Origin of the sequence: Maribacter zhoushanensis, from assembly GCF_029350975.1 — a bacterium.
Classification (GTDB): Bacteria; Bacteroidota; Bacteroidia; order Flavobacteriales; family Flavobacteriaceae; genus Maribacter; species Maribacter zhoushanensis.
This window is the reverse complement of sequence record NZ_JARKMR010000012.1, coordinates 1-22479: the sequence shown is the minus strand read 5'-3', so window position 1 is coordinate 22479 and position 22479 is coordinate 1. Positions and strand designations below refer to the sequence as shown.

At 34.1% G+C, this 22479-nt stretch carries 22 protein-coding genes and 1 tRNA gene; 12 read left to right on the top strand and 11 right to left on the bottom strand.

Going from position 1 to position 22479, the window contains the following annotated elements; translation table 11 throughout:
• Positions 1-255: 255 nt before the first annotated feature.
• The gene (locus PXD56_RS18435) at positions 256-1032 is read left to right on the top strand and encodes a M90 family metallopeptidase (RefSeq protein ID WP_276494795.1); all 777 of its coding nucleotides are present in this window, start codon (positions 256-258) and stop codon (positions 1030-1032) included.
• A gap of 182 nt (positions 1033-1214) precedes the next feature.
• Here the strand turns inward: PXD56_RS18435 and PXD56_RS18430 are convergent.
• Positions 1215-1287, bottom strand: a tRNA-Lys gene (locus PXD56_RS18430).
• Positions 1288-1419: 132 nt separating this feature from the next.
• Between PXD56_RS18430 and PXD56_RS18425 the strand changes: the two genes are divergently transcribed.
• The gene (locus PXD56_RS18425; protein ID WP_276494794.1) at positions 1420-1944 is read left to right on the top strand and encodes a shikimate kinase; all 525 of its coding nucleotides are present in this window, start codon (positions 1420-1422) and stop codon (positions 1942-1944) included.
• Here the strand turns inward: PXD56_RS18425 and PXD56_RS18420 are convergent.
• Positions 1936-2433, bottom strand: a complete 498-nt coding sequence (locus PXD56_RS18420) for a phosphoribosyltransferase family protein (protein WP_276494793.1) — start codon at positions 2431-2433, stop codon at positions 1936-1938. The genes PXD56_RS18425 and PXD56_RS18420 overlap by 9 nt on opposite strands.
• A gap of 48 nt (positions 2434-2481) precedes the next feature.
• Positions 2482-2910 (bottom strand): RNA-binding S4 domain-containing protein, encoded by a 429-nt coding sequence (locus tag PXD56_RS18415; RefSeq protein ID WP_276494792.1) that lies wholly within the window; start codon positions 2908-2910, stop codon positions 2482-2484.
• 78 nt (positions 2911-2988) lie between these two features.
• Here PXD56_RS18415 and PXD56_RS18410 point away from each other — a divergent pair, with 78 nt between their 5' ends.
• Positions 2989-3948, top strand: coding sequence for an FKBP-type peptidyl-prolyl cis-trans isomerase (locus PXD56_RS18410; protein WP_276494791.1), 960 nt, complete (start codon positions 2989-2991; stop codon positions 3946-3948).
• Positions 3949-4019: 71 nt separating this feature from the next.
• Here the strand turns inward: PXD56_RS18410 and PXD56_RS18405 are convergent, their stop codons facing one another.
• Complete coding sequence (locus tag PXD56_RS18405; RefSeq protein WP_276494790.1) at positions 4020-4610, bottom strand: porin family protein; 591 nt, start codon at positions 4608-4610, stop codon at positions 4020-4022.
• Between the two features lie 238 nt (positions 4611-4848).
• Between PXD56_RS18405 and tgt the strand changes: the two genes are divergently transcribed.
• From tgt to PXD56_RS18375, 6 genes are all read left to right on the top strand, one after another.
• The gene (tgt, locus tag PXD56_RS18400; RefSeq protein ID WP_276494789.1) at positions 4849-5979 is read left to right on the top strand and encodes a tRNA guanosine(34) transglycosylase Tgt; all 1131 of its coding nucleotides are present in this window, start codon (positions 4849-4851) and stop codon (positions 5977-5979) included.
• Positions 5979-7061: an LptF/LptG family permease gene (locus tag PXD56_RS18395; RefSeq protein ID WP_276494788.1), complete on the top strand. Its 1083-nt coding sequence runs from the start codon at positions 5979-5981 to the stop codon at positions 7059-7061. The genes tgt and PXD56_RS18395 overlap by 1 nt, the downstream gene beginning before the upstream one ends.
• Positions 7048-7947, top strand: coding sequence for a DMT family transporter (locus tag PXD56_RS18390; RefSeq protein ID WP_276494787.1), 900 nt, complete (start codon positions 7048-7050; stop codon positions 7945-7947). Before PXD56_RS18395 ends, PXD56_RS18390 begins: the two co-directional genes overlap by 14 nt.
• Positions 7948-7996: 49 nt before the next feature.
• Positions 7997-8950: an acetyl-CoA carboxylase carboxyltransferase subunit alpha gene (locus tag PXD56_RS18385; RefSeq protein WP_276494786.1), complete on the top strand. Its 954-nt coding sequence runs from the start codon at positions 7997-7999 to the stop codon at positions 8948-8950.
• A gap of 166 nt (positions 8951-9116) precedes the next feature.
• Positions 9117-10667 carry a replicative DNA helicase gene (gene dnaB, locus PXD56_RS18380; protein WP_276494785.1) on the top strand — a complete coding sequence of 517 codons (1551 nt, stop codon included), beginning with the start codon at positions 9117-9119 and terminating at the stop codon, positions 10665-10667.
• Between the two features lie 172 nt (positions 10668-10839).
• Positions 10840-12102 (top strand): asparagine synthetase B, encoded by a 1263-nt coding sequence (locus tag PXD56_RS18375; protein WP_276494784.1) that lies wholly within the window; start codon positions 10840-10842, stop codon positions 12100-12102.
• 85 nt (positions 12103-12187) lie between these two features.
• Here PXD56_RS18375 and PXD56_RS18370 read toward each other — a convergent pair whose 3' ends face one another.
• Together PXD56_RS18370 and PXD56_RS18365 are read right to left on the bottom strand one after the other, a co-directional pair.
• On the bottom strand, positions 12188-13558 hold the full coding sequence (locus PXD56_RS18370; RefSeq protein ID WP_276494783.1) for a hypothetical protein: 1371 nt from the start codon (positions 13556-13558) through the stop codon (positions 12188-12190).
• Between the two features lie 19 nt (positions 13559-13577).
• Entirely contained in the window at positions 13578-15995 is a 2418-nt protein-coding gene (locus PXD56_RS18365) for a TonB-dependent receptor (protein ID WP_276494782.1), read from the bottom strand.
• Positions 15996-16140: 145 nt separating this feature from the next.
• Here PXD56_RS18365 and PXD56_RS18360 point away from each other — a divergent pair, with 145 nt between their 5' ends.
• Positions 16141-17112 carry a helix-turn-helix domain-containing protein gene (locus PXD56_RS18360; RefSeq protein WP_276494781.1) on the top strand — a complete coding sequence of 324 codons (972 nt, stop codon included), beginning with the start codon at positions 16141-16143 and terminating at the stop codon, positions 17110-17112.
• Positions 17113-17139: 27 nt separating this feature from the next.
• Here the strand turns inward: PXD56_RS18360 and PXD56_RS18355 are convergent, their stop codons facing one another.
• The gene (locus tag PXD56_RS18355; RefSeq protein WP_276494780.1) at positions 17140-17934 is read right to left on the bottom strand and encodes an HAD family hydrolase; all 795 of its coding nucleotides are present in this window, start codon (positions 17932-17934) and stop codon (positions 17140-17142) included.
• A 91-nt stretch (positions 17935-18025) separates the two neighbouring features.
• Between PXD56_RS18355 and PXD56_RS18350 the strand changes: the two genes are divergently transcribed.
• Entirely contained in the window at positions 18026-18448 is a 423-nt protein-coding gene (locus PXD56_RS18350) for a secondary thiamine-phosphate synthase enzyme YjbQ (protein ID WP_276494779.1), read from the top strand.
• A gap of 27 nt (positions 18449-18475) precedes the next feature.
• On the top strand, positions 18476-18754 hold the full coding sequence (locus PXD56_RS18345; protein ID WP_276494778.1) for an EF-hand domain-containing protein: 279 nt from the start codon (positions 18476-18478) through the stop codon (positions 18752-18754).
• Between the two features lie 36 nt (positions 18755-18790).
• On the opposite strand, the gene rplT is transcribed toward PXD56_RS18345, so the two are convergent.
• The 4 genes from rplT to thrS all read right to left on the bottom strand — a co-directional run bounded on the left by rplT (position 18791) and on the right by thrS (position 22075).
• Positions 18791-19135 carry a 50S ribosomal protein L20 gene (gene rplT, locus PXD56_RS18340; RefSeq protein WP_027064529.1) on the bottom strand — a complete coding sequence of 115 codons (345 nt, stop codon included), beginning with the start codon at positions 19133-19135 and terminating at the stop codon, positions 18791-18793.
• Positions 19136-19232: 97 nt separating this feature from the next.
• Positions 19233-19430, bottom strand: coding sequence for a 50S ribosomal protein L35 (gene rpmI, locus PXD56_RS18335; protein WP_027064530.1), 198 nt, complete (start codon positions 19428-19430; stop codon positions 19233-19235).
• A gap of 116 nt (positions 19431-19546) precedes the next feature.
• Positions 19547-20104 carry a translation initiation factor IF-3 gene (infC, locus tag PXD56_RS18330; RefSeq protein WP_084135105.1) on the bottom strand — a complete coding sequence of 186 codons (558 nt, stop codon included), beginning with the start codon at positions 20102-20104 and terminating at the stop codon, positions 19547-19549.
• A 24-nt stretch (positions 20105-20128) separates the two neighbouring features.
• Positions 20129-22075, bottom strand: a complete 1947-nt coding sequence (gene thrS / locus PXD56_RS18325; protein ID WP_276494777.1) for a threonine--tRNA ligase — start codon at positions 22073-22075, stop codon at positions 20129-20131.
• Positions 22076-22479 lie beyond the last annotated feature (404 nt).

Here is a 22479-nt window from a genome sequence, read left to right as displayed (position 1 = left end):
CTTACGAACGATTGTAGCAACAGCGTTCCATGTAGCAAGGAAAAGCATCAGCTTAACAGAAGATCGGAGTTTATCGTTGTAGAATAACCAACATAAACCAAGAGATATTAAAAGTGGATAGGAGCAATGCTCCTATCCACTTTTTTTGTTGTAAGAAGTATATTACTTAATACACTTGTCTCTTTTAATGTTTTTTTTTAGATATTGTTCTAAAAGAAAACAAGTTTTTTGTTTTTAACATATTTATTTTTTACCATGCTTACTATTTTTGTTTACTTTCTTCCTTTATTACTTTTTGTAATTTTTATTATTTGGAGGCTGTGGTTTTATAAGAAAACGATTGATTTTAAAGATTTTAACCCTAAGTGGCGAAGTACTCTTAATAAAGAGGTTTCGTTTTATAAAGAATTATCTGTTACTGATAGGACCCGTTTTGAAAAAGAATTATTATATTTTTTTGAAGATGTCACTATTACTGGGGTGAAAATTGAGATAGATGATACTGATCGTTTATTGGTTGCGGCAAGTGCAGTAATACCGTTGTTTGGATTTCCTGAATTACGTTATCGTAATATCAATGAGGTTTTGCTATATCAAGGTAGTTTTAATGATGATCACCAAACAGAAGGTGATGGACGCAATATTTTAGGAAAAGTAGGTAAAGGTAATATGAATCGTTTAATGATTTTGTCACTACCCGCCTTACGTGCAGGATTTAAGAATGAGAATTCATCTAGTAATGTTGGTATTCATGAATTTGTTCATTTAATAGATATGGCAGATGGTACTGTTGATGGTATTCCAGAAAGTCTTATGCAAAAACAATATGTAGCTCCTTGGTTGAAATTGATGCACAAAGAAATTGAAAGTATCAAAAAAAATAAATCTGATATTAATCCATATGGAGCAACAAGTGAAATAGAATTTTTCAGTGTCGCAAGTGAATATTTCTTTAACAATCCTGAAAAATTTCAAGATAAGCATCCTGAGCTTTATAACTTAATGAAGAAGATGTATAGATATTCTATTTGATTATAATTTGAACTTTAATTATTGGTTCTCAAGTGTAATTCTAATTACCAAATGTTAAATTGATTACTGTAAAATTTTAATGAAAGTTTTATAGTTTAAAAATTTTATTAAAAAAGACTTTTTTTAATTTTTTGCCTAAAACAAAAAAAACTCCAAACAATACATATTTGAAGGTTTAAAAGTGACCTGGCTGGGGCTCGAACCCAGGACCCTCTCCTTAAAAGGGAGATGCTCTACCAACTGAGCTACCAGGTCAAAAGCATATTCAGAATTAATATTCCCTCAATGCGGGTGCAAATATACGTCGATAACTTTATTTTGCAAGCCATTTACAAGATAAATTTATTTTTTTTTGAAAACCCTTTTATTTAGTCCAATTTTGTGCAAATGAAAGATGTTAAAATAGTTTTGGTCGGTTACATGGGTAGTGGTAAATCTACAGTGGGTAGAATAGTTGCTAACCATTTGAATATTAATTTTTTAGATTTAGATGATTATATCGAAGAAGCTGAAGCCATGTCAATAGCTTCTATATTTGAGACCAAAGGTGAAATCTATTTTAGGAAAAAAGAAATAGAATATCTAAATAAAATATTTTCAAATGAAGACAGTTTTGTGCTTTCATTAGGTGGTGGTACGCCATGTTTTGGAAAAAATATGGAACACATCAATGAAAATACTGCTAATTCTTTTTATTTAAATGTTGGTATACATGAATTGACCAATCGTTTAAAGAAAGAAAAAAGTCATCGCCCCATGATTTCTCATTTAGAAGATGAAAAGTTAACAGAGTTTATTGGAATGCATTTATTTGAGAGAAGCTTTTTCTACAATCAAGCACATCAGAAAATAAAGATCAATAAAAATACACCTACAGAAATTGCAGAAATGATTATTAATAAATTAGTCTAAATAGACTCTGTCATTTTTTGTTTCGAAAAAAACATTTACATGTTCTTGCAACGAAGTTGATAAGGATATTCCTTTATAATCTGCCTTAACAGGATACTTCTTATGATTTCTATTGACCAATACTGCTGTTTTAAGTTGCTTTAATGGTGTTTTTAGAAAATGATGTACTCCATATATTAATGTAGTTCCGGAATTAAGAACATCATCTACGATTACTACAGATTTATTTATGAATTCATCATCGGGCAATGAAGTAGTTACTCCACTTGATAAAGGATCATTTTTATCCATCATTAATTTACATAACACAATGTCAGCTTCGGTAATTTTTTTGAGCTTTGCTGCAATTTTCTTTGCAAATTGTAATCCGCCGCCGTCTATACCTGCTATAATAATTTCTTCTTCATAAACATTGGCCTCATAAATTTGATACGCTATACGTTCAATTTTATATTGAATCTGCTGATGTGAAAGTATGGTTTGTTGCATGTGTTTTTCTTAAAGCAATAAAGATAGTTATGTTTTTAAAAGTTTTGGTTAATCTTCGGTTTCTTTACTTTTAATATTTGGCTCTGTAGTTTGATCTTCGCTAGTAGCTGATGGACCTTCTAAATAATCATCTATATCTCGTCTATCTTTTTTAGTAGGTCTGCCAATTCCTTTTTTACGGTAATAGTCTTTAGAATATTGTAAAAGTTCATTATGCTCAAAGGCTTCTTTGGGTGTGGTGTCCTTTCTGTATATGTCAACTAATTTTGCGCCAACACGACTTGGTGGTATATCTAGAACTGTAAATTTATAATCTATTTGATTCTTGCGAACTAAGATTTCATCCATCGGAAAAACTTCTTTTCCCGGTTTAGCGGTGTTACCATTAATCTTTACATGTCCTTTTTTGCATGCCGTGGAGGCAATGTTACGGGTTTTAAAATATCGTATACTCCACAAGAATTTATCTACGCGCATTATAGGTTGCATTTCTTTGTTAACTTCCAAACAAAAATAGGGGAAAATTGTATCTTGCGCGTTCAAAATAAATTATTGATGAAATTAAGAAATGCATATTTACTAATAGCTGGCTTAATTATATTAGGTTCATGTAGAAATGATGACGATGCTATTGGTGAAATTGTACCGCCAAGGTTATTGAGTGAAGTTACCGTAGAGGATGATGCTGAGATTATAGAATTTTTGAAGACTCATTTTTATAATGATGATGAGTTTGAAACCCCGCCTGAAGGATTCGATTTTAAAATAAGATTTGATACCATTGCTGGAGATAATAGTTCTAGACAATCGCTTTTTGACAGCCCTAATTTAATTACGCAAACAATTACTGTTGATTCTGAAAATTTAGGAAGACCTGACGATGATGAAATAGTTGATCAAACTCTTTACACTCTAGTGGTAAGACAAGGGGTGGCTGATGGTAAACCGACTATAGGTGATTTTTGTATTCTAAGATACGAAGGGTTATTGTTAGATGGTACTCTTTTTGATGCTTCTGTTAATCAGCCAATTCGCTTTAATCTTTCTTCAGTAGTGCAAGGTTTTGGTAACGGTATGAAAAACTTCCAGACAGGTAATGGTCCTATTGAAAATGGAGATGGAACTGTTAGTTATGATGGATATGGTATTGGAGCTATTTTTATGCCTGCGGCTTTAGCATATTTTGATTCGTCTCCCAATACTATTGTGCCAACATATTCACCATTGATTTTTAAGGTTGATGCATTTACTTATGAGCCAGATTCGGATTTTGATGGTGATGGAATACCGTCAATTTTAGAAGATTTAAACGGTAACGGTAATCTTACTGATGATAATACAGATGAAGAGTTAGAAGCCTTTACAGTGTTTTTACCAAACTTTAATGATACTGATGATGACGGTGATGGTATTCTGACCATAGATGAAATTGAGTTAGATGATGATGGTAATTTTGTTGGATTCTTAGATACAGATGGTGACGGTACTCCTGATCATCTTGATAATGATTTATAAAAGAATCATTCTAAAGCATAAAAAAACCTCTTAAGTATACCTAAGAGGTTTTTTGTTTTTTGTCATTTCGTTTACATCGTTAAAGACAAACTTAATATCAATTGATCTGGTCTTGTATCTATTCTACTAGGACCTAAATTAGTAATATTGGTATTGATAAAAGAAGCTTCATTATCACTGAATCCTCTTTCGTAACGTAAATCTATACCTAATTTACCAAGGTTGACTCCGGCGCCAATATTCATCCCTACTGAAAAATCATTTTCTACATCATCAATAGTAATACCATCAAATTCGGTATCTAGAATGTATTGAAAACTAGGACCTGCAAAAACATGTAATGGTCCAACTAGATTAATTCCCAATAGTACTGGTACATCTAATTTGCTCATGTCAAAATCAGATCCGTCGTAATCAGACTTTGTTTTAGTATATACCAACTCTGGTCTAACATATACTTTGGATGCTCCAATTTTTCCGAAGATACCCACATGGTATCCAACATTTCTATCGGGATTTCTTGCTGCATCTCCTGCAGATTCAAAATAATCTCCGTTAGCATTGTAATTTAATCCCCCTTTAATTCCAAATCCCGAATCACTCTGTGCTATCCCATAAAACCCAGAGAGCGCCATAAAGGCCGCTAAAATTGTTTTTTTCATAATCATTGTTGTTTTGAGTGAATTTGTATCAAATACGATACCAAATGTTCCCTTTCTCGTTATACCATCAGAACGGAGCTAAAATATCTTTATTGTTTACAAGCGTTTTTGGGTTAATTTCAGTTTTATAAAGTTACAATCCTCAATATCTTAGTTTGTTATTTTCAGGAACATCTTTGCTTTTAATTAAGTTTTTCCCAAAGACAGTTCATTATATTTGCAGCTAGATTTAGAAAGTTTGAAGTTTACACTACACAATACCGATTTACAATCAAAGGCTAGGGCAGGTACTATCGTTACTGATCATGGTACTATTGAAACCCCAATTTTTATGCCAGTGGGCACGGTGGCTTCTGTAAAAGGAGTGCATCAAAAAGAATTAAGAGAAGAGGTGAACCCAGATATTATTCTTGGAAATACCTATCATTTATTTCTTAGACCTAAAACAGAAATTTTAAAGAAAGCAGGCGGACTCCATAAATTTATGGGTTGGGATAGAAATATTTTAACCGATAGTGGGGGGTACCAAGTATATTCTTTATCAGGCAATAGAAAGATAAAAGAGGAAGGGGTAAAATTTAAATCGCATATAGATGGTTCTATGCATTTATTTACGCCGGAGAATGTAATGGAAATTCAGCGTGTAATCGGTGCTGATATCATCATGGCTTTTGATGAATGTACACCTTACCCTTGCGAGTACAACTATGCTAAACGTTCCATGCATATGACGCATAGGTGGTTAGATAGATGTATTAGTCATTTGGAAAAAACACCTTTTGAGTATGATTATGCGCAAACATTTTTTCCTATTGTACAAGGATCTACTTATAAAGATTTAAGAAGACAATCTGCAGAATACATAGCTAATGCGGGTGCTGAAGGTAATGCTATTGGCGGTTTGTCTGTTGGTGAGCCTGCTGAAGAAATGTATGGTATGACAGAGGTAGTATGTGAAATTCTACCAGAAGATAAGCCAAGATATTTAATGGGTGTTGGTACACCTATTAATATATTAGAGAACATTGCCTTGGGTATAGATATGTTCGATTGCGTAATGCCAACAAGAAATGCTAGAAACGGAATGTTGTTCACGGCACATGGTACCATTAATATTAAGAACAAGAAGTGGGAAGATGATTTCTCGCCTATAGATGAAATGGGAACTACATTCGTAGATCATGAATATTCTAAGGCTTATTTAAGACATTTATTTGCTGCCAATGAATATTTGGGCAAACAAATAGCAACAATTCATAACTTAGGATTTTATATGTGGTTGGTGCGCGAAGCACGAAAGCATATTATAGCAGGTGATTTTAGAACTTGGAAAGATATGATGGTAAAACAAATGGATAAAAGGCTATAATGCTATCAATAATAGATAAATACATTCTAAAACGGTACCTAGCAACATTTTCGTTGATGCTATTGTTATTCATTCCCATAGGTATTATGGTGAATTTGGCAGAGCAGATCGGTAAAATGATTGATAATGAAGCACCGTTGAATGAAATAGTCATGTATTATGTAAATTTTACGATATACATTGGTAATCTATTATTTCCTATTTTTCTATTCTTATCCGTTATATTCTTTACTTCTAAACTCGCAAATAATACAGAGATCGTTGCCATATTAAGTTCAGGGGTTTCTTATGGGCGCTTTTTAAGACCTTATATTATTGGAGCATCTATGGTTGCGGTATTGATGTTCTTTATGACCATGTTTATTGTACCCAATGCTAGTGTGGGCTTCAATGAGTTTAAGTATAAATACCTTAAAAAAGGAAAACAAGATAGGGTCACCAATAATATTTTTAATCAGTTGAATGAGACTGATTTTATATACGTAAGTAGCTTTGACCCTGCTAGGCAACTAGGTCATAATTTTACCTTTGAGCGCTTCAAAGAAAATAATGAATTAGATTTTAAAATATCTGCCGCCAATATCAGATGGGTAGATAAAGATTCTAGTTACCGTTTAACGTCTTATAAAAAACGAACCATTATTGGAGATTCGGCAATTATAGAAAGTAAACGTAGGTTAGATACCATTTTTGCTTTTGATATTGGTGATTTAACTCCCGTGTCATACGTTGCGGAAACAAAGAACCTTTTTGAATTAGATACTTTTATTAAAGATCAACGAAGAAAAGGAGCCTCTAATATAAATACCTACGTATTGGTAAAGTATAAGCGTTGGGCGTTACCATTAACGGCTTTTATATTAACTATTATAGCTGTTTCGGTATCATCGGTTAAAAGGCGTGGTGGTATGGGTGCTAACTTGGCATTTGGTATTTTAATAGCTTTTATATTTATATTCTTTGATAAAGTATTTGGTGTACTTGCAGAGCAATCGGGCTTTTCTCCTTTGCTTGCAGTTATTATACCTAATGTTCTATTTGGATGTCTGGCATTTTATTTACTTCAAAATGCAAAAAGATAGAATACTTAATCTACTACATTTACATTTCATTGTATTTATTTGGGGCTTTACAGCCATTTTAGGAAAGTTGATTACTATTGATTCTTTACCCTTGGTATGGATTAGAATGGGGTTGGCAACATTGTTCATAGCAGTATATATTCTCTTTGCCAAGTTCAGTCTAAAAGTACCAAAGAAAACATTTTGGTGGTTAGTTGGTGGGGGTATTGTTGTGGCATTACACTGGGTTACTTTCTTTTTGGCAATAAAGGTATCAACCGTATCTGTAGCACTGGCAATGATGTCTACTGGTGCTTTTTTTACAGCTTTGATGGAGCCGTTTTGGTATAAAAGAAAGATAATTGGTTATGAGATTTTCTTTGGCTTAATGGTCGTTGCCGGACTGTATTTAATTTTTAAAGTAGAGACAGAATATGTCTATGGTATGGTCATAGCATTAATATCGGCATTTTTGGCAGCGGTCTTTTCCTTGATTAATGGTAAGCTTGTTCAAAATAATAGACCATCTGTTATTTCATTTTATGAATTGGGTGTGGGCATGGTTTTCTTGTCGATAGTTTTAATGGTAAAAGGTGATTTTAGCATGTCATTAATAGTATTACCACAAATGGATTGGGTGTATTTAATAGTATTAGCCCTTATTTGTACTGCATATGCATTCATCGCATCGGTAAAAATTATGCGAGTTTTAACGCCATATACAGTAATGCTAACTACAAATCTAGAACCAGTGTACGGTATTTTGTTGGCTTGGTTTATATTTGGTTCTGAAGAAAAAATGAAACCTATGTTTTATGTGGGAGCCTTAATCATACTCAGTACGGTCATTGCGAACGGTATTTTAAAACAAAGAGCAAATATTAAAAAAAGGGTACCCAAGATTTAGGTATTAAAGTTTTATCTTTGAGCCGCAACTAAAGAAACTTTATAGAAATATGGAATATTTGGATTTTGAACTTCCGATCAAAGAGTTGGAAGAGCAATTGGACAAGTGCATGATCATTGGAGAGGAAAGTGATGTTGATGTTACCGAGACATGTAAACAGATTGAAAAGAAACTTACCGAAACTAGAAAGGATATCTATAAGAATTTAACTGCTTGGCAACGAGTACAGTTATCTAGACATCCAAATAGACCTTATACTTTAGATTATATTAAAGCTATATGTGGAGACACCTTCTTGGAGCTACACGGTGATCGTACTGTTAAAGACGACAAGGCTATGATCGGTGGTTTAGGTAAAATTGGTGATCAGAGTTATATGTTCATTGGTCAACAAAAAGGATATAATACTAAAACACGTCAGTATAGAAATTTTGGTATGGCCAACCCAGAAGGGTATAGAAAAGCTTTACGTTTAATGAAATCTGCCGAAAAATTTCAAGTTCCTGTAGTGTGCTTAGTAGATACACCGGGTGCTTACCCAGGTATTGAAGCAGAAGAAAGAGGGCAGGGGGAAGCTATTGCAAGAAATATTCTTGAAATGACCCGCCTTAAAGTGCCGGTAATTGTTGTGATAATTGGTGAAGGTGCTTCTGGTGGCGCATTAGGTATAGGTGTAGGTGATAAGGTGTTAATGTTAGAGAATACATGGTATTCTGTAATTTCACCGGAATCTTGTTCTTCTATTTTATGGAGAAGTTGGGAATACAAAGAAAGAGCTGCCGAGGCTTTAAAGTTGACTGCAACCGACATGAAAAAGTTGAAATTAATCGATGAAATCATTCGTGAGCCAGCAGGTGGAGCACACGCAAATAGACCCAAAACTTTTGAAACCGTAAAAAACAAAATTTCTTCTCATTTTGAAGATCTTCAAAAGTTATCACCAAAAGAACTGGTAAATCAACGCATGGATAAATACGCACAAATGGGCGTTTTTAACGGCTAATCTGCATTTTAGGCTTCTTAAAAATATACCGAGGATTTTATTCCTCGGTTTTTTTATGTTATCAACAGAAAATTGTAACTTATTAACAGTCAATTGTTAGTCAACTGTGAACATCGAAATTGATTTTTTTCACGTTAACTAAAGGTTAATTGTATACTTTCGCACTATGGAGAACACGAAACCTTTTGTCGCTCGAAAGATTGACAAATCTAATATTATAAGCCTTGAAAAAGGTAAAATTCCACCACAAGCTATTGATTTAGAAGAAGTTGTGTTGGGGGCTATGATGATAGATAAAAAAGGTGTTGATGAAGTTATTGATATTTTACACCCAGATGTATTCTATAAAGACGCTCATAGATTCATTTACGAGGCTATCTTCATTCTCTTTGAAGAGTCGCAACCTATAGATTTATTAACCGTTTCGTCACAACTTAAGAAAGCGGGTAAATTAGAGGTCTGTGGAGGCGATTTTTATTTGATAAAATTGACTCAAAAAGTAGCTTCATCTGCGCATATTGAGTTTCATGCACGTATTATTCTTCAGAAGTTTATTCAGCGTAGTTTGATCAAAATTTCTGGTGAGATAATTGAAGAAGCTTATGATGAGGCTGTAGATGTTTTTGATTTGTTAGATACTGCCGAAGCAAAATTATATGATGTTACCCAAGGTAACTTAAAACGTTCCGCAGAGACTGCTCAAGATTTGGTAATACAAGCCAAAAAACGAATTGAAGAAATAGCAGGTAAAGAAGGGATGAGTGGTGTTGCATCCGGATTTGATAAGTTAGATAAACTTACATCTGGTTGGCAGCCAAGTGATTTAATTATTGTTGCTGCACGTCCTGGTATGGGTAAAACAGCTTTTACTTTATCCATGGCAAGAAACATGGCTGTAAATACAAATACACCCGTAGCTTTCTTCTCTTTGGAGATGTCTTCCGTACAGTTGATTACAAGATTGATTTCTTCTGAAACAGGATTGTCTTCAGAAAAATTAAGAACCGGTAAGCTAGAAAAGCATGAATGGGAGCAATTGAACGTTAAAGTGAAAACTTTAGAGAAAGCCCCTTTGTTTATTGATGATACACCGTCATTATCTATATTCGATCTACGTGCAAAAGCAAGACGTCTTGCTTCTCAGCATGGTATAAAAATGATTATGATTGATTACTTGCAGTTAATGACAGCTGGTGGTAGTCAAAAGGGAGGAAACAGGGAACAGGAAATTTCTACAATTTCTAGAAACTTGAAAGCCCTTGCTAAAGAATTGAACGTTCCGGTAATCGCATTATCTCAGTTATCTCGTGCGGTGGAAACACGTGGAGGCAGTAAGAGACCTATTCTTTCGGATTTGAGGGAATCTGGAGCAATTGAGCAAGATGCGGATATTGTTTCGTTTATCTACAGACCAGAGTACTATAAGATAGAAGAGTGGGATGATGAAGAACGTACGCCTACACAAGGTCAAGGTGAATTTATTGTGGCTAAACACCGTAATGGTGGTTTGGAAAATATTAGATTGAAATTTATTGGTAACCAAGGTAAGTTTGATAACCTGGATGATTTTGATTCTCCTTTTGAATTTCAATCGAAAATGAATGCCAATGAAGAGAACCCTTTTGCAACGAAAAACTTGCCAAGCGCAGACGATGCATTTGGTAGTAGTATGAATAATGGTCCAGATTTAGATGAGGATAATGATGTTCCTTTTTAAGATATAATATACTTTAAAGTTAAAAGTCTTCCGTTTGGGAGACTTTTTTGTTTTTAACAATAATTGGTTTAAAAAAACCTTCTTATCTTAATTGCAATAGCTTTAACTACTTCTTAAATACTGCTCCAAAGATTTTACTATATCTTTGAGTGAATACCTATGATAATACTTTATGTTTAAATTAATTACCTCAGTTTTATTTCTCTTTTTTTCAGCGCAACTATTCTCATCATCAATTTTAATACCAATGGATGCAGATAGTCAAAAGAATCATTTGAAAGCATATGGTATTACCTATTGGGTTTTGGCTAAACAGCAAAAAGTACAGTGGTTATTGAATTATCGCGGTGGTTCTTTCTTATTACCGGACGGCGAAAGTATTAGAAAAGAGTGCCAGATTAGAGGGGTTAGTTTTGAGATTATATCAGATGGGCAAGCAAACGGAATTTTAGATGAAATCAGCAGTCCTTCCGTTAATCAAGATGCAGTGATCTTGGAGAAAGCTCCACGTATTGCCGTATACTCCCCAAAAGACAAACAACCTTGGGATGATGCGGTAACCATGGCGTTGACCTATGCTGAAATACCATATACCACAATTTATGATGAAGAAGTGCTTGGTGATAAGCTGGCATTGTATGATTGGCTTCACTTGCACCATGAAGACTTCACAGGTCAATATGGCAAGTTCTATGGAGCATACAGGGCAACACCTTGGTATATAGAAGGGAAGAGAAATTCAGAGAAATTAGCTAAAAAATTAGGGTTTGATAAGGTGTCAGATGAAAAAAGAGCAGTTGCCTTAAAAATTAGAAATTATGTAATTGGAGGCGGATTCATGTTTGCCATGTGTTCTGCAACCGACAGTTTTGATATTGCGCTGGCTGCTGATGGCATTGATATTGTAGAGCCTATGTTTGATGGTGATGCCTCTGATCCCAACTATCAAGCAAATTTAGATTATGGAAAGACCTTTGCTTTTACTGATTTTATCTTGGAGCGTAGTCCATTGAAATATGAATTCTCTTCTATTGATATGACCAATAAAAGAGGTAACGTGCCAAAAGAGTCAGATTACTTTTCTTTAATGGATTTTTCTGCCAAATGGGACCCTGTACCTACCATGTTATGCCAGAACCATACTTCTTTGGTAAAAGGGTTCATGGGACAAACAACTGCCTTTACACGCTCTGAAATAAAGCCGACGGTTTTGGTATTGGGGGAAAATAAAATTAATGAAGAAGCAAGATATATTCACGGAATTAAAGGAAAGGGATTTTTCACCTTTTATGGTGGACACGATCCAGAGGATTATCAGCATAGGGTAGGAGATCCGAAAACGGAGCTAGAGTTACACCCAACTTCACCTGGTTATCGTCTAATATTGAATAATGTCTTATTTCCGGCAGCTAGAAAAAAGAAGCAAAAGACCTGATTTTGAATCAAAATAGAATAAAAAAAACCGTTATCAAAACAAGTGTCTTGATAACGGTTTTTTTATAGTTGAATATTTTAATATACTAGAATACCCCTATAAAGTGACTTCCTGTAGTATTAACAAGCTCAGCACCTTTGGTAACGGTACCGGTTTCCGTGTCTACAACATAGATATTTCCATTTTGTCCAACAGCACCTTGAGTTAGGTAAATCTCAGTCCCTTCAACTACAAACCCTTGGTATTGGAATAAGTAGAAATCTGGATCGTAAGGTATGTCATCAATCTTTACGGCAGTTTGTGCGTTTAAATCGACTAGGGCAAAAAATCCTTGAAGACCAGCAACACCTTCTGCAGATCCGTTATGGCGGTAAGCAACTACTGCTTTGCCATTTGCAGCAGGTCTCCATGCAAGTACATAAGCACCTTCGATGCCTAATGCCTTATCTAAGTTGAAATCGTACGTGTTATCGTATTCATTATCAGCATCGATTTTCAAAATATAAGAACCTTCTGGGTCACTTTGGTTTGCTTGGTATACGCTGCCATTATATTCAAAGGCATTAATACTACGGTATCCATTTGTATTACCATGACCAACAGTAGATGTAATTACTGAAGGGTTTAATAATGAAGGGTAATCCAAGACAATTGTTTTAGAACCTAATATATCATAGTCACTATCACTTTCAGCAGTAGCAGGATCAACTTTGCTTAAACGAGCGCCAATGTACAATTTGTCTCCCGCTGTATTTAATGTAGGCATATCAATTCTAGAAATGTAGTACCCAGCGGCTTCTTCTTCAGCAGATAAAGGAACGCTGTGCTCTTGAAATTCTTTAATAGAAGAGTTTACTAAATCAAGCGTTACAACACCAATAGTTGCTTCCGTACGTGTATAGTTTCCTGCAGCGTCAAATTCGTTATCGTTATTTACATAAACCGCAGCACCTGTTTGGTCTCCGTCAAATAACTTAATCCATCTTGGTGCGGTACCTACGTAAGGCGCTATACTTACTTCTGTACCAGTGGGTGTAAAGTTCTGACCGCCTTCTACAATATACTTTGTATAATTTCCGCCAGTATCACCTGCATAGCTAATATTGAATATAGTGTTTCCGTCTTCTGAAGATTGTAATCTTGCCGTTCTGTTAGAAGGAGCTATAAATCCATTTTCAAAAGGATCAATAGAAACTGTAGGGTCTTTGGCATCAACACTGGTTACAGCATAGATCAAAGTACCTCCGTTTCCATCACCTGGGTCTTCTCCCATTTTTGCTCCAGCAACAGTAATCCATCTTGGATCTTCTTCTTCAATTGGTTCTTCTGTATCTGGTTCTGTAGTGTCAGTGTCTGGCGTAACTACGGTATCGTCATCGCTACTACATGCAGTCATTAGACCAGCTGTAAGTATAACGGCAGCGAATGTTTTTAGGTTTAAAATAGTTCTTTTCATTTTCGGTATTGATTAAAGATTAAAATTTATTTATTGCGTAATTTAATTTTAGGTAAAAAGCCTTTCCTGGTTTTTGGACAGAAAGATTATCGTAAACGGGTTCGTCGAATATGTTTTTAATGTCAAAACTTACCACAAATTTGTTGTCAGGAAATGCATAGCTAAGTCCTATGTCTTGAGACAATTGCTCTGGTACTTCAAAGAATTCATTGCCAACAGTGTTGCTGCCCTGTGCAGTTAAGAATGAGAATTTATCAGTGAAATACACGTTGTAGAACGCGTTAAGTCTAGATTTTTTTTGAAGTACATTTTTAAACGAATAGCGTAACCCACCATTCATAGTAAAGAAAGGCGTGTTGGGTACATTTACTTCTATACCTTGGTTTTCAATCTTTAAATCGAATTTTGAGATATTGAAGTTTAAACCAAAATTGTTATCATAAGAATAGTTTAGTTGAGCGTCAAAACCTTTTGATGTTCCACTACCTTGATTTACATACACTATTAATTCGTCATCTACATTTAAAGATGTCTCTATGGGTAAGCCAATTCTATCTTTTATATTACGAGTAAAAACATTGGTAGAAATTGTAAAGGCATGTTTTTGAATATTGAAGTTGCCAAACCTGAAACCTAAGTTGTAATTATTACTGCTTTCTGGGTCAATACTAGAATTTGCTACTACATTATCACCGTCATTTCCAAAAATTTCGGTTTCGTTAGGTAGACGGATAGCTTTCTCTGTAGATGTTAATAGGGTTACGTTTGGTACAATTTCATAAGATGCAGCAAATCCATATCCATCGTAGTTCTTATTACTACTGACTACTTCATCGACAATGATATCATTTCCATTTTCATCAGATTCAATAGCTGGATCTACACTGGTTGTTTTTTGCTGGTAATGTTTGACAAACAAACTGGTATTTAACTTTTCATCAAAAGCAGTCAATTCGTAAGTAAGGGAATATATGTTTTTATTCAAATCTCTTGTGCCAACAAATGTGTTTTCCAAGACAGATTGGAGGGCATCGCTATCTTCTCTATCAATACCACTATATACATGGTTTACTGAGAATTTATGATTATCGTTTAAAGCATAAGAAACACCGGTTCTTATAGAAGCTACATTTCTTTTTATTTTAGCAAGAGTAGGTCCGCCTTCTTGTTGTGAGAGCCAAGTATATTGATATTCATCGCCTCTGAAATCTATAGCTCGTTCTCCGGTCCAGCTATACGCCCATGATACCGTATCATTTACAGCTCTATTTCTTTTACCATATAAACCGTTAATGTTAACGTCAAGACCTTTTGTAAATAAATCTTTCTTTTGATATGTAATACTGCCAAGTAAAGCATCAGATTCTAGAAACCTATCCTTGTATGGGGTTATGGTCATAAATGCACCATGTTGTACCTCTTTATAATCATCCGATCCAGTGATACCTATAAAGAACTGGTCAGCCCATTTTACGTCAGTATATCCAATTTCTGCTCGTCCGCCAGTTGATCTGTACGCATCGTTAAATCTTCTCGCGGTAATAGGAGTTTGTACTCCGCCCAATCCAGTTACTACAACGCTTCTTCCTGAAACTTTATAATCGTTATCAGAATAGTTGTGAAATAAAGAAGCTTTGACTGTTAGTCCTGATTTCTCAAAACGATACAAGCCGTTAACACTGGCTTGCAAAGTGTTGAAAGAACCGTAAGATACAGAAGCATTGAAATTTGTTTTTGCATCATTATGTAATACAATATTTATAGCCCCACCTAAAGCATCATCCGCCAAATGACCAGGAACCACACCTTTGTAAACTTCAATGTTTTTAATCATTGAAGGTGGTATACTGTTTAAGTTAAATGAATTGCCGTAAGTCGAAATTGGTATGCCATCTATAAAAATACGAACTGAATTTCCTGATAAACCATTAAGGCTATAGGTAACATCAGAGCCGAGACCTCCATTTTGACGTATTTTTACTCCAACGGTCGTGTTTAGTAATTCATTGGTTTGTATATTTCTAAGACTAGCTTCTTCTGTTTTTATGGCATTTACGGCAAAACCTTTTGTTTCTAGTTTTGTTTCTTTTGATTTACCATTGACATTTACTTCATCTAAGTTTTCTACGTTTTCTTCTAAAGTGTAGTTTAGAGTAATTTTTTCAGTGTTGTTTTTTATTTCAACCACTTTTGAACGAGTGGTGTAACCAATAAAAGATACTATTAGATTATACTTCCCTTGTGGAACTTTCTCAAGGGTGTAAATACCATTATCGTCAGTTAAAACCCCAAGTTGTAAGCCTTCGATTAAAACACTTGCAAATGGTAATGGCTTACCAGAAACATCCTTTACACTACCTGAAATTGTACTAAAATGTTCTTGACTATGTGCAGATAGGAATATGAAGAGGAAAATTACTGTTAGTGAGTTTTTCATATAGTTTAAAATTCGCTTATATTTATTAAGATTTAGTCTAAATAAATTAGCTTTGCAAATCTATAGAAGGATTGAAAAGGGTAGTACCGAGAAAGGAATTTAAACATACGCGAAAGGAAGTATTGATTTGAGGCAGAGAAAGCATATGAATAAAGAGTTGTTGAGGAAAGAAATAAAAGTGAACCAATTATTTGAAAATGGATTTATTGACAATTCGGTACAGTTCAATGAAGTAGAGGTAACTACTAAAAACAATAGTTCTTTTGTAAGAGGAATTGATTTCTCTGATAATCAATTAATTCATGAATTTGACTCAGAAATTTGTGTTTCTAGCGATGAAGATTTAATTAAACTCCACTTTTCTTTAGAAGGTTCTTATAATTACCAGCCACTTAAGCATATAAAATATCTAGTTCAAATACCAGAAAATCATTGCAATATGTTCTACTATCCCACAACAGAGGGGCGAGATATTTTCTTTAAGGGAAATGCTAAATCATTTGAAGTATTTGTGAAACCCAGTTTATTAAAAAACCTGTTAGGTACCCAATTTGATTTATCATTTGAAAAATTAAAGAACGCAATTCAAAATTCTAATTCTTTTGTACTTTGGGATAAGAGTAAATTTATTCCTCCAAATATTAGAAGTAAGATAAATGAGATCATACAATGTCCTTATAAAGGTGAGGTTAGAAAAACTTATTTGGAAAGTAAACTTACGGTTTTAATGATTGATTTTTTATTAGGTAGACAAACTTCTAAGCTTTCTAAGACTAATATAAAATTGTTGAATTCAGATTACTTAGCACTCGTTCGTGTAGAAGATCATATTAGAAAGAATTTGAAGGAGCCTTTAAAAATTATGGACTTGGCAGATTTGGCAGGATTCAATGCTACAAAGTTAAAACGCGATTTTAAAAAACTTTACGGGGTTACCATATTCAAATATATTACAGCATTACGTATGGAGGTCGCCAAGAGTTTAATTACCCAAGAAGGTGCAACTATAGCACATGCTGCTTATGAAGTTGGTTATGCTAATCCACAACATTTTACAACAGCATTTAAACGTACTATGGGCTATGTGCCAAGCGAATTAAAACCAGCTGTTCAATAAAAGAGTGTTGATTACTATAGGGTACCTCTATTTTACTAACATCTTTAATATGTGTTCAACACCATTTTCATCATTACTTAAGGTGCTGTATTTAGCAACCTCTTTCACATTTGGGTGAGCATTTTTCATAGCAAATCCAAAATCAGAAAGTGCCAACATTTCAAGATCATTATTAAAATCTCCAAAAACCATTACTTCATCTGATTTTAGATTATAGCTTTGCATTAGTTTATCCAAAGCATATCCTTTGTTTGCATTCATGTTTGAAATGTCTAGCCAATTTTCACCAGATACTTTTACTTTTAAATGCGTTTCAAATTGTTTTACATATGGATATATATGTTCTTCCGAACTTTCAAAATGATAAATAGCGATTTTAATAACCTCAGAACTAAAATCAGATAAGCTTTCTATAATTTCATATTCGGTGTAGTATTCAGCTAATTTGTTGGCAAAAGCATTAGATTTATTTGTTAGGTAAGCTTTGTGCTTTGTGCAAATTACAGGATGTATGTTAGCAATATTATCAAGCGTTTTTAAAATATCTTGAACATGCTGTTGTTCTAGAGGCGTAGCTAAAATTTCAGTTTTTTGCTTCATGGCAAATCCACCATTCTCAGCAATAACTATAATATCGTCTTTAATGGAATCTAGCTTGTCTATAATACTATTGTACTGTCTTCCACTTGCGGCAACAAAGATGATACCTTTAGATTTTAAATCTTTAAATATTTCAAAAAATTGGTCGCTAACTTGATGGTTAGAGTTTAAAAGTGTGCCGTCCATATCGGTCACAACCATTTTAATCTTTGATAAATCCATATGCTTTTTATTTAAAGTAAAGATATTTGAATGTTGTTTAATAAGGTCGCTTGTTTTCAAAGTTTTACCTTTATTTAATAATATATATATCATGAAGTTATTTCAAAAAGAGTTTCAATTGCCAGCGTTTAAAAGAGGGTTTCATATTATAACCAATAATGTTACTTCTAGTATACCTGAGATAGCAGATATAGATACTGGTTTCTTGCAAGTTTTTATAAAGCATACATCTGCCAGTTTAACTATCAATGAGAATGCGGACCCTACAGTGAGAGAAGATTTTGAGTCACATATAAATATTATGGTACCAGAAAATGCACCGTATTACAAACATGATTATGAAGGTTCAGATGATATGCCTGCACATATTAAAGCTTCATTAATGGGTGCTTCAGTTCAAGTGCCAGTGACTAATGGAAGATTAAATATGGGTATTTGGCAGGGAATCTATTTGTGTGAACATAGAAATTATGCATCGGGTAGAAATATTGTTTTGACGTTGTGGGGAAATTGAATTAAATTGGTTAAAAAGGAATAAACCATGACTACAGAAGAAGCTATTTTAAACAAAATACAAATTCTAATTACCAATCATTTTTCGACACCAGAAATGGCTTTTAACTTTTTTGATAAAGATAATGATCAAAAACTAACAAAGTCTGAAATTGTGAAGCTACTTAAAGAAGCTGAAATAAGTGGATTTATTAGAGGCATAGTTTCCTCTAAACTTATTGAAGGATATGATAAGAGTGGTGATGAACTTATAGATTGGCAAGAGTTCAAAGCGGCAATAGCCAAAATTAAAAAATCCGATTCGTAAGAATCGGATTTTTCAAAAAGTGAGATTGTTATTAATTTATTTTACCTGATCTACAACTGCCTTAAAGGCATCTGGGTGGTTCATTGCTAAATCTGCAAGAACTTTTCTGTTAAGTTCAATGTTATTAGCTTTTACTTTTCCCATAAATTGAGAGTAGGACATTCCGTGTTGTCTGGCACCTGCATTAATACGGGTAATCCATAATGAACGGAAAGTTCTTTTCTTATTTCTACGGTCTCTGTAAGCATATAACATTGCTTTTTCAACCGCATTTTTAGCTACTGTCCAAACGTTTTTACGTCTTCCAAAGTAACCTTTGGCTTGCTTCATTACCTTTTTTCTTCTGGCTCTTGAAGCTACTGCATTTACTGATCTTGGCATTTTTTTCTAATTTTTTGTAGTAGGCGCCCTTATAATTTAAAGGAACTTTTAAGGCCTAACTCCATGGTTAATAATTTTACCTTTTAAAGAACTAAGCTTACTTTAAACGTAATTGTTCTTTAATACTGTTAACATCTGCTTGATGAACTAAACCATCATGTGTTAACTTAAGCTTACGCTTTTTAGATTTTTTAGTCAAAATGTGACTCTTAAAAGCGTGCTTTCTTTTAATTTTACCTGTACCTGTAAGCTTAAAACGCTTCTTAGCACTGGATTTTGTTTTTTGTTTAGGCATTTTCTCCTAGTTTATATATTAATCTCACTTTGCATGCTAAACGCTGCTCACAAACGTAAGCAGCGTTTAGTATTTTATAATTACATTCGGTCGTAATACGAAACCGAAATGTTATTTTATTTTCCTTTAGTCTTAGGTGCAATGAACATTGTCATACGCTTTCCTTCTAGTTTAGGCATTTGTTCTACCTTACCTAGTTCTTCTAATTCAGAAGCTAATTTCAATAATAAAATTTCTCCCTGATCTTTATAGACAATTGAACGACCTTTAAAAAATACGTACGCCTTTAGTTTAGCTCCTTCTTTAAGGAACTTTTCAGCGTGTTTCTTTTTAAAGTCATAATCATGATCATCTGTATTAGGACCAAATCTTATTTCCTTAACTACAACCTTAGAAGCTTTCGCTTTCATGGCCTTATCTCTTTTCTTCTGCTCGTATAAAAACTTTTTATACTCCATTATTTTACAAACAGGAGGGTCTGCCTTTGGAGATATCTCTACCAAATCCAAACCTAATTCTTCTGCTTTCTCAAGAGCCTGAGGAAAAGGATATACACCTACTTCAACATTGTCACCTACCAACCTAACTTTTGGGGCTGTTATCTTTTCATTGATATTATGGGGATTCTTATTTTCCCTTCTAGGTTGTGGTCTAAATCTTTTACGTATTGCTATGACTAAATAATTTTAATTAAACTTTTATTCTTTAAACGTCTTTAAGGTACTATTTATTTCCGTGTTAACCAAGTCTGTGAACATAGTTACGTCTATCGCTCCTAAATCTTCACCACCATGTTTACGTACAGAAATGGTATTTGCAACTTCATCATTGTCCCCTACGATTAACATAAATGGAACTTTACTCATTTCTGCTTCTCGTATTTTCTTACCAATAGTCTCGTTTCTACCATCGATAAGGGCGCGAATTTCGTTATTTTCTAGGGATTTTAAAACTTTTTCAGCATATTTTTCGTGTTTTTCGCTAACAGGAAGAATAATAGCTTGTTCAGGGGTTAACCATAACGGGAAATTACCACCTGTATGTTCCAATAATAAAGCTATAAAACGTTCCATGCTTCCAAAAGGTGCACGGTGTATCATTACTGGTCTATGCAACTCATTATCACTACCTTTATAATTTAAATCGAATCTTTCTGGTAGGTTGTAATCTACTTGAATAGTACCTAATTGCCATTGTCTTCCCAAGGCATCTTTCACCATGAAATCTAGTTTAGGGCCATAGAAAGCTGCTTCTCCTCCTTCAACAACAAAATCTAAACCTTTTTCTTTAGCGGCATTAATGATTGCTTGCTCAGCTTTTTCCCAGTTTTCAACTGATCCAATGTACTTTTCTGGAGTATCTAAATCACGAACGGATACCTGTGCCGTGAAATTGTCAAATCCTAATGAACCTAATACATATAGTGATAGGTCAATTACATTTTTAAACTCTTCGTCTAATTGATCGGGTGTACAGAAAATATGGGCATCATCTTGAGTGAATCCACGTACTCGTGTAAGTCCATGAAGCTCCCCACTTTGTTCATATCGATATACAGTGCCAAATTCCGCAAATCTTTTTGGAAGTTCTTTGTAGCTATATGGCTTAGTATTGTAAATTTCACAGTGGTGAGGGCAGTTCATTGGTTTTAAAAGAAATTCCTCACCTTTTTTAGGTGTATGTATTGGTTGAAAGCTGTCTTCACCATATTTTTCATAATGTCCAGAAGTAACGTATAGTTCTTTTTGTCCAATATGTGGGGTGACAACCATTTCATATCCAGCTTTCTTTTGTGCTTTTTTCAGAAAGTTTTCAAGTCTTTCTCTTAAAGCGGCTCCTTTAGGTAGCCATAAAGGAAGACCTTGTCCAACTTTTTGTGAAAAGGTGAACAGTTCAAGTTCTTTACCTAATTTTCTATGATCGCGTTTTTTTGCTTCTTCTAAAAGTTCTAGGTATTGGGTAAGTTCTTTTTGTTTAGGGAAAGATATACCGTATATACGTGTAAGTTGTGTGTTGTTCTCGTTACCTCTCCAGTAGGCACCTGCAACACTTAAAATTTTAATGGCTTTTACTATTCCTGTATTAGGTATGTGGCCACCTCGGCATAAATCAGTAAAGGTGTCATGGTCACAAAAAGTAATGGTGCCATCTTCAAGGTTTTCAATTAATTCTACTTTATACTCATTGCCTTGGTCTTTATAAAACGTAAGCGCCTCTGCTTTTGTAACAGATCTCATTTTATAATCATGCTTTCCGCGAGCAATTTCTAATGCTTTCTTTTCTATGGTAGGAAAGTCTTTTTCAGAAATAGAGCCACTAGGGAGTTCAACGTCATAATAGAATCCATTTTCAATAGCCGGACCTATAGTTAATTTCACGCCTGGGTATAATTCTTCTATTGCTTGTGCTACAATGTGTGAAGTGGAGTGCCAAAAAGCTGTTTTACCTTCTTTGTCGTTCCATGTATATAAAACTAAGCTTCCGTCAGTATCTAATGGGGTGGTGGTTTCTACAGTGGTATTGTTGAATTTTGCAGAAATAACATTACGTGCTAATCCTTCACTTATACTTTTTGCAACCTGTATTGGGGTTGTGTCTTTTTCAAATTCCTTAACCGATCCGTCGGGAAGTGTAATTTTAATCATTGTTGTACATATTATAGGATGTCAAAGATAATATGAACTATTCACGTCCGCAATAGAATCATGTTATAATGTATAGTACTTATATGTTATTAGTTTCTGTCTTGTTGATGTAGGTTATAAGGTGTTGTAATCATTGATTGTATTGAGTGTATATGTAGTGTAGTATGTAAATATTAAGCACGTAGATTTTTGTAATATAGTTAAAGTGCTATTTATTAGCGCGTTGTATGTTGATGTAAATTTTTCTTTAATTTTATTTGAATTTATAGTTGCGGTATTAGGAATAGTGTGTACATTTGCACCCCGCAAACGAGGAAGATTATTTCAGAATCGGGAATAGGGAAAAAGGTTCTTAGGTAAGTTGTTTTGGATTGGCGAAAAAAAGAAAAATAATTTTTTTCGAT

What these genes read in the sequence shown, in the direction of transcription:
- PXD56_RS18375 (WP_276494784.1), top strand. Translation starts at nt 10,840, where the DNA reads ATGTTTAAATTAATTACCTCAGTTTTATTTCTCTTTTTTTCAGCGCAA.
- PXD56_RS18345 (WP_276494778.1), top strand. Translation starts at nt 18,476, where the DNA reads ATGACTACAGAAGAAGCTATTTTAAACAAAATACAAATTCTAATTACC.
- rplT (WP_027064529.1), bottom strand. Translation starts at nt 19,135, where the DNA reads ATGCCAAGATCAGTAAATGCAGTAGCTTCAAGAGCCAGAAGAAAAAAG.
- PXD56_RS18395 (WP_276494788.1), top strand. Translation starts at nt 5,979, where the DNA reads ATGCTATCAATAATAGATAAATACATTCTAAAACGGTACCTAGCAACA.
- PXD56_RS18415 (WP_276494792.1), bottom strand. Translation starts at nt 2,910, where the DNA reads ATGCGCGTAGATAAATTCTTGTGGAGTATACGATATTTTAAAACCCGT.
- PXD56_RS18360 (WP_276494781.1), top strand. Translation starts at nt 16,141, where the DNA reads ATGAATAAAGAGTTGTTGAGGAAAGAAATAAAAGTGAACCAATTATTT.
- PXD56_RS18365 (WP_276494782.1), bottom strand. Translation starts at nt 15,995, where the DNA reads ATGAAAAACTCACTAACAGTAATTTTCCTCTTCATATTCCTATCTGCA.
- PXD56_RS18410 (WP_276494791.1), top strand. Translation starts at nt 2,989, where the DNA reads ATGAAATTAAGAAATGCATATTTACTAATAGCTGGCTTAATTATATTA.
- PXD56_RS18370 (WP_276494783.1), bottom strand. Translation starts at nt 13,558, where the DNA reads ATGAAAAGAACTATTTTAAACCTAAAAACATTCGCTGCCGTTATACTT.
- PXD56_RS18390 (WP_276494787.1), top strand. Translation starts at nt 7,048, where the DNA reads ATGCAAAAAGATAGAATACTTAATCTACTACATTTACATTTCATTGTA.
- thrS (WP_276494777.1), bottom strand. Translation starts at nt 22,075, where the DNA reads ATGATTAAAATTACACTTCCCGACGGATCGGTTAAGGAATTTGAAAAA.
- PXD56_RS18435 (WP_276494795.1), top strand. Translation starts at nt 256, where the DNA reads ATGCTTACTATTTTTGTTTACTTTCTTCCTTTATTACTTTTTGTAATT.
- rpmI (WP_027064530.1), bottom strand. Translation starts at nt 19,430, where the DNA reads ATGCCTAAACAAAAAACAAAATCCAGTGCTAAGAAGCGTTTTAAGCTT.
- PXD56_RS18350 (WP_276494779.1), top strand. Translation starts at nt 18,026, where the DNA reads ATGAAGTTATTTCAAAAAGAGTTTCAATTGCCAGCGTTTAAAAGAGGG.
- PXD56_RS18425 (WP_276494794.1), top strand. Translation starts at nt 1,420, where the DNA reads ATGAAAGATGTTAAAATAGTTTTGGTCGGTTACATGGGTAGTGGTAAA.
- PXD56_RS18420 (WP_276494793.1), bottom strand. Translation starts at nt 2,433, where the DNA reads ATGCAACAAACCATACTTTCACATCAGCAGATTCAATATAAAATTGAA.
- PXD56_RS18355 (WP_276494780.1), bottom strand. Translation starts at nt 17,934, where the DNA reads ATGGATTTATCAAAGATTAAAATGGTTGTGACCGATATGGACGGCACA.
- PXD56_RS18385 (WP_276494786.1), top strand. Translation starts at nt 7,997, where the DNA reads ATGGAATATTTGGATTTTGAACTTCCGATCAAAGAGTTGGAAGAGCAA.
- dnaB (WP_276494785.1), top strand. Translation starts at nt 9,117, where the DNA reads ATGGAGAACACGAAACCTTTTGTCGCTCGAAAGATTGACAAATCTAAT.
- PXD56_RS18405 (WP_276494790.1), bottom strand. Translation starts at nt 4,610, where the DNA reads ATGAAAAAAACAATTTTAGCGGCCTTTATGGCGCTCTCTGGGTTTTAT.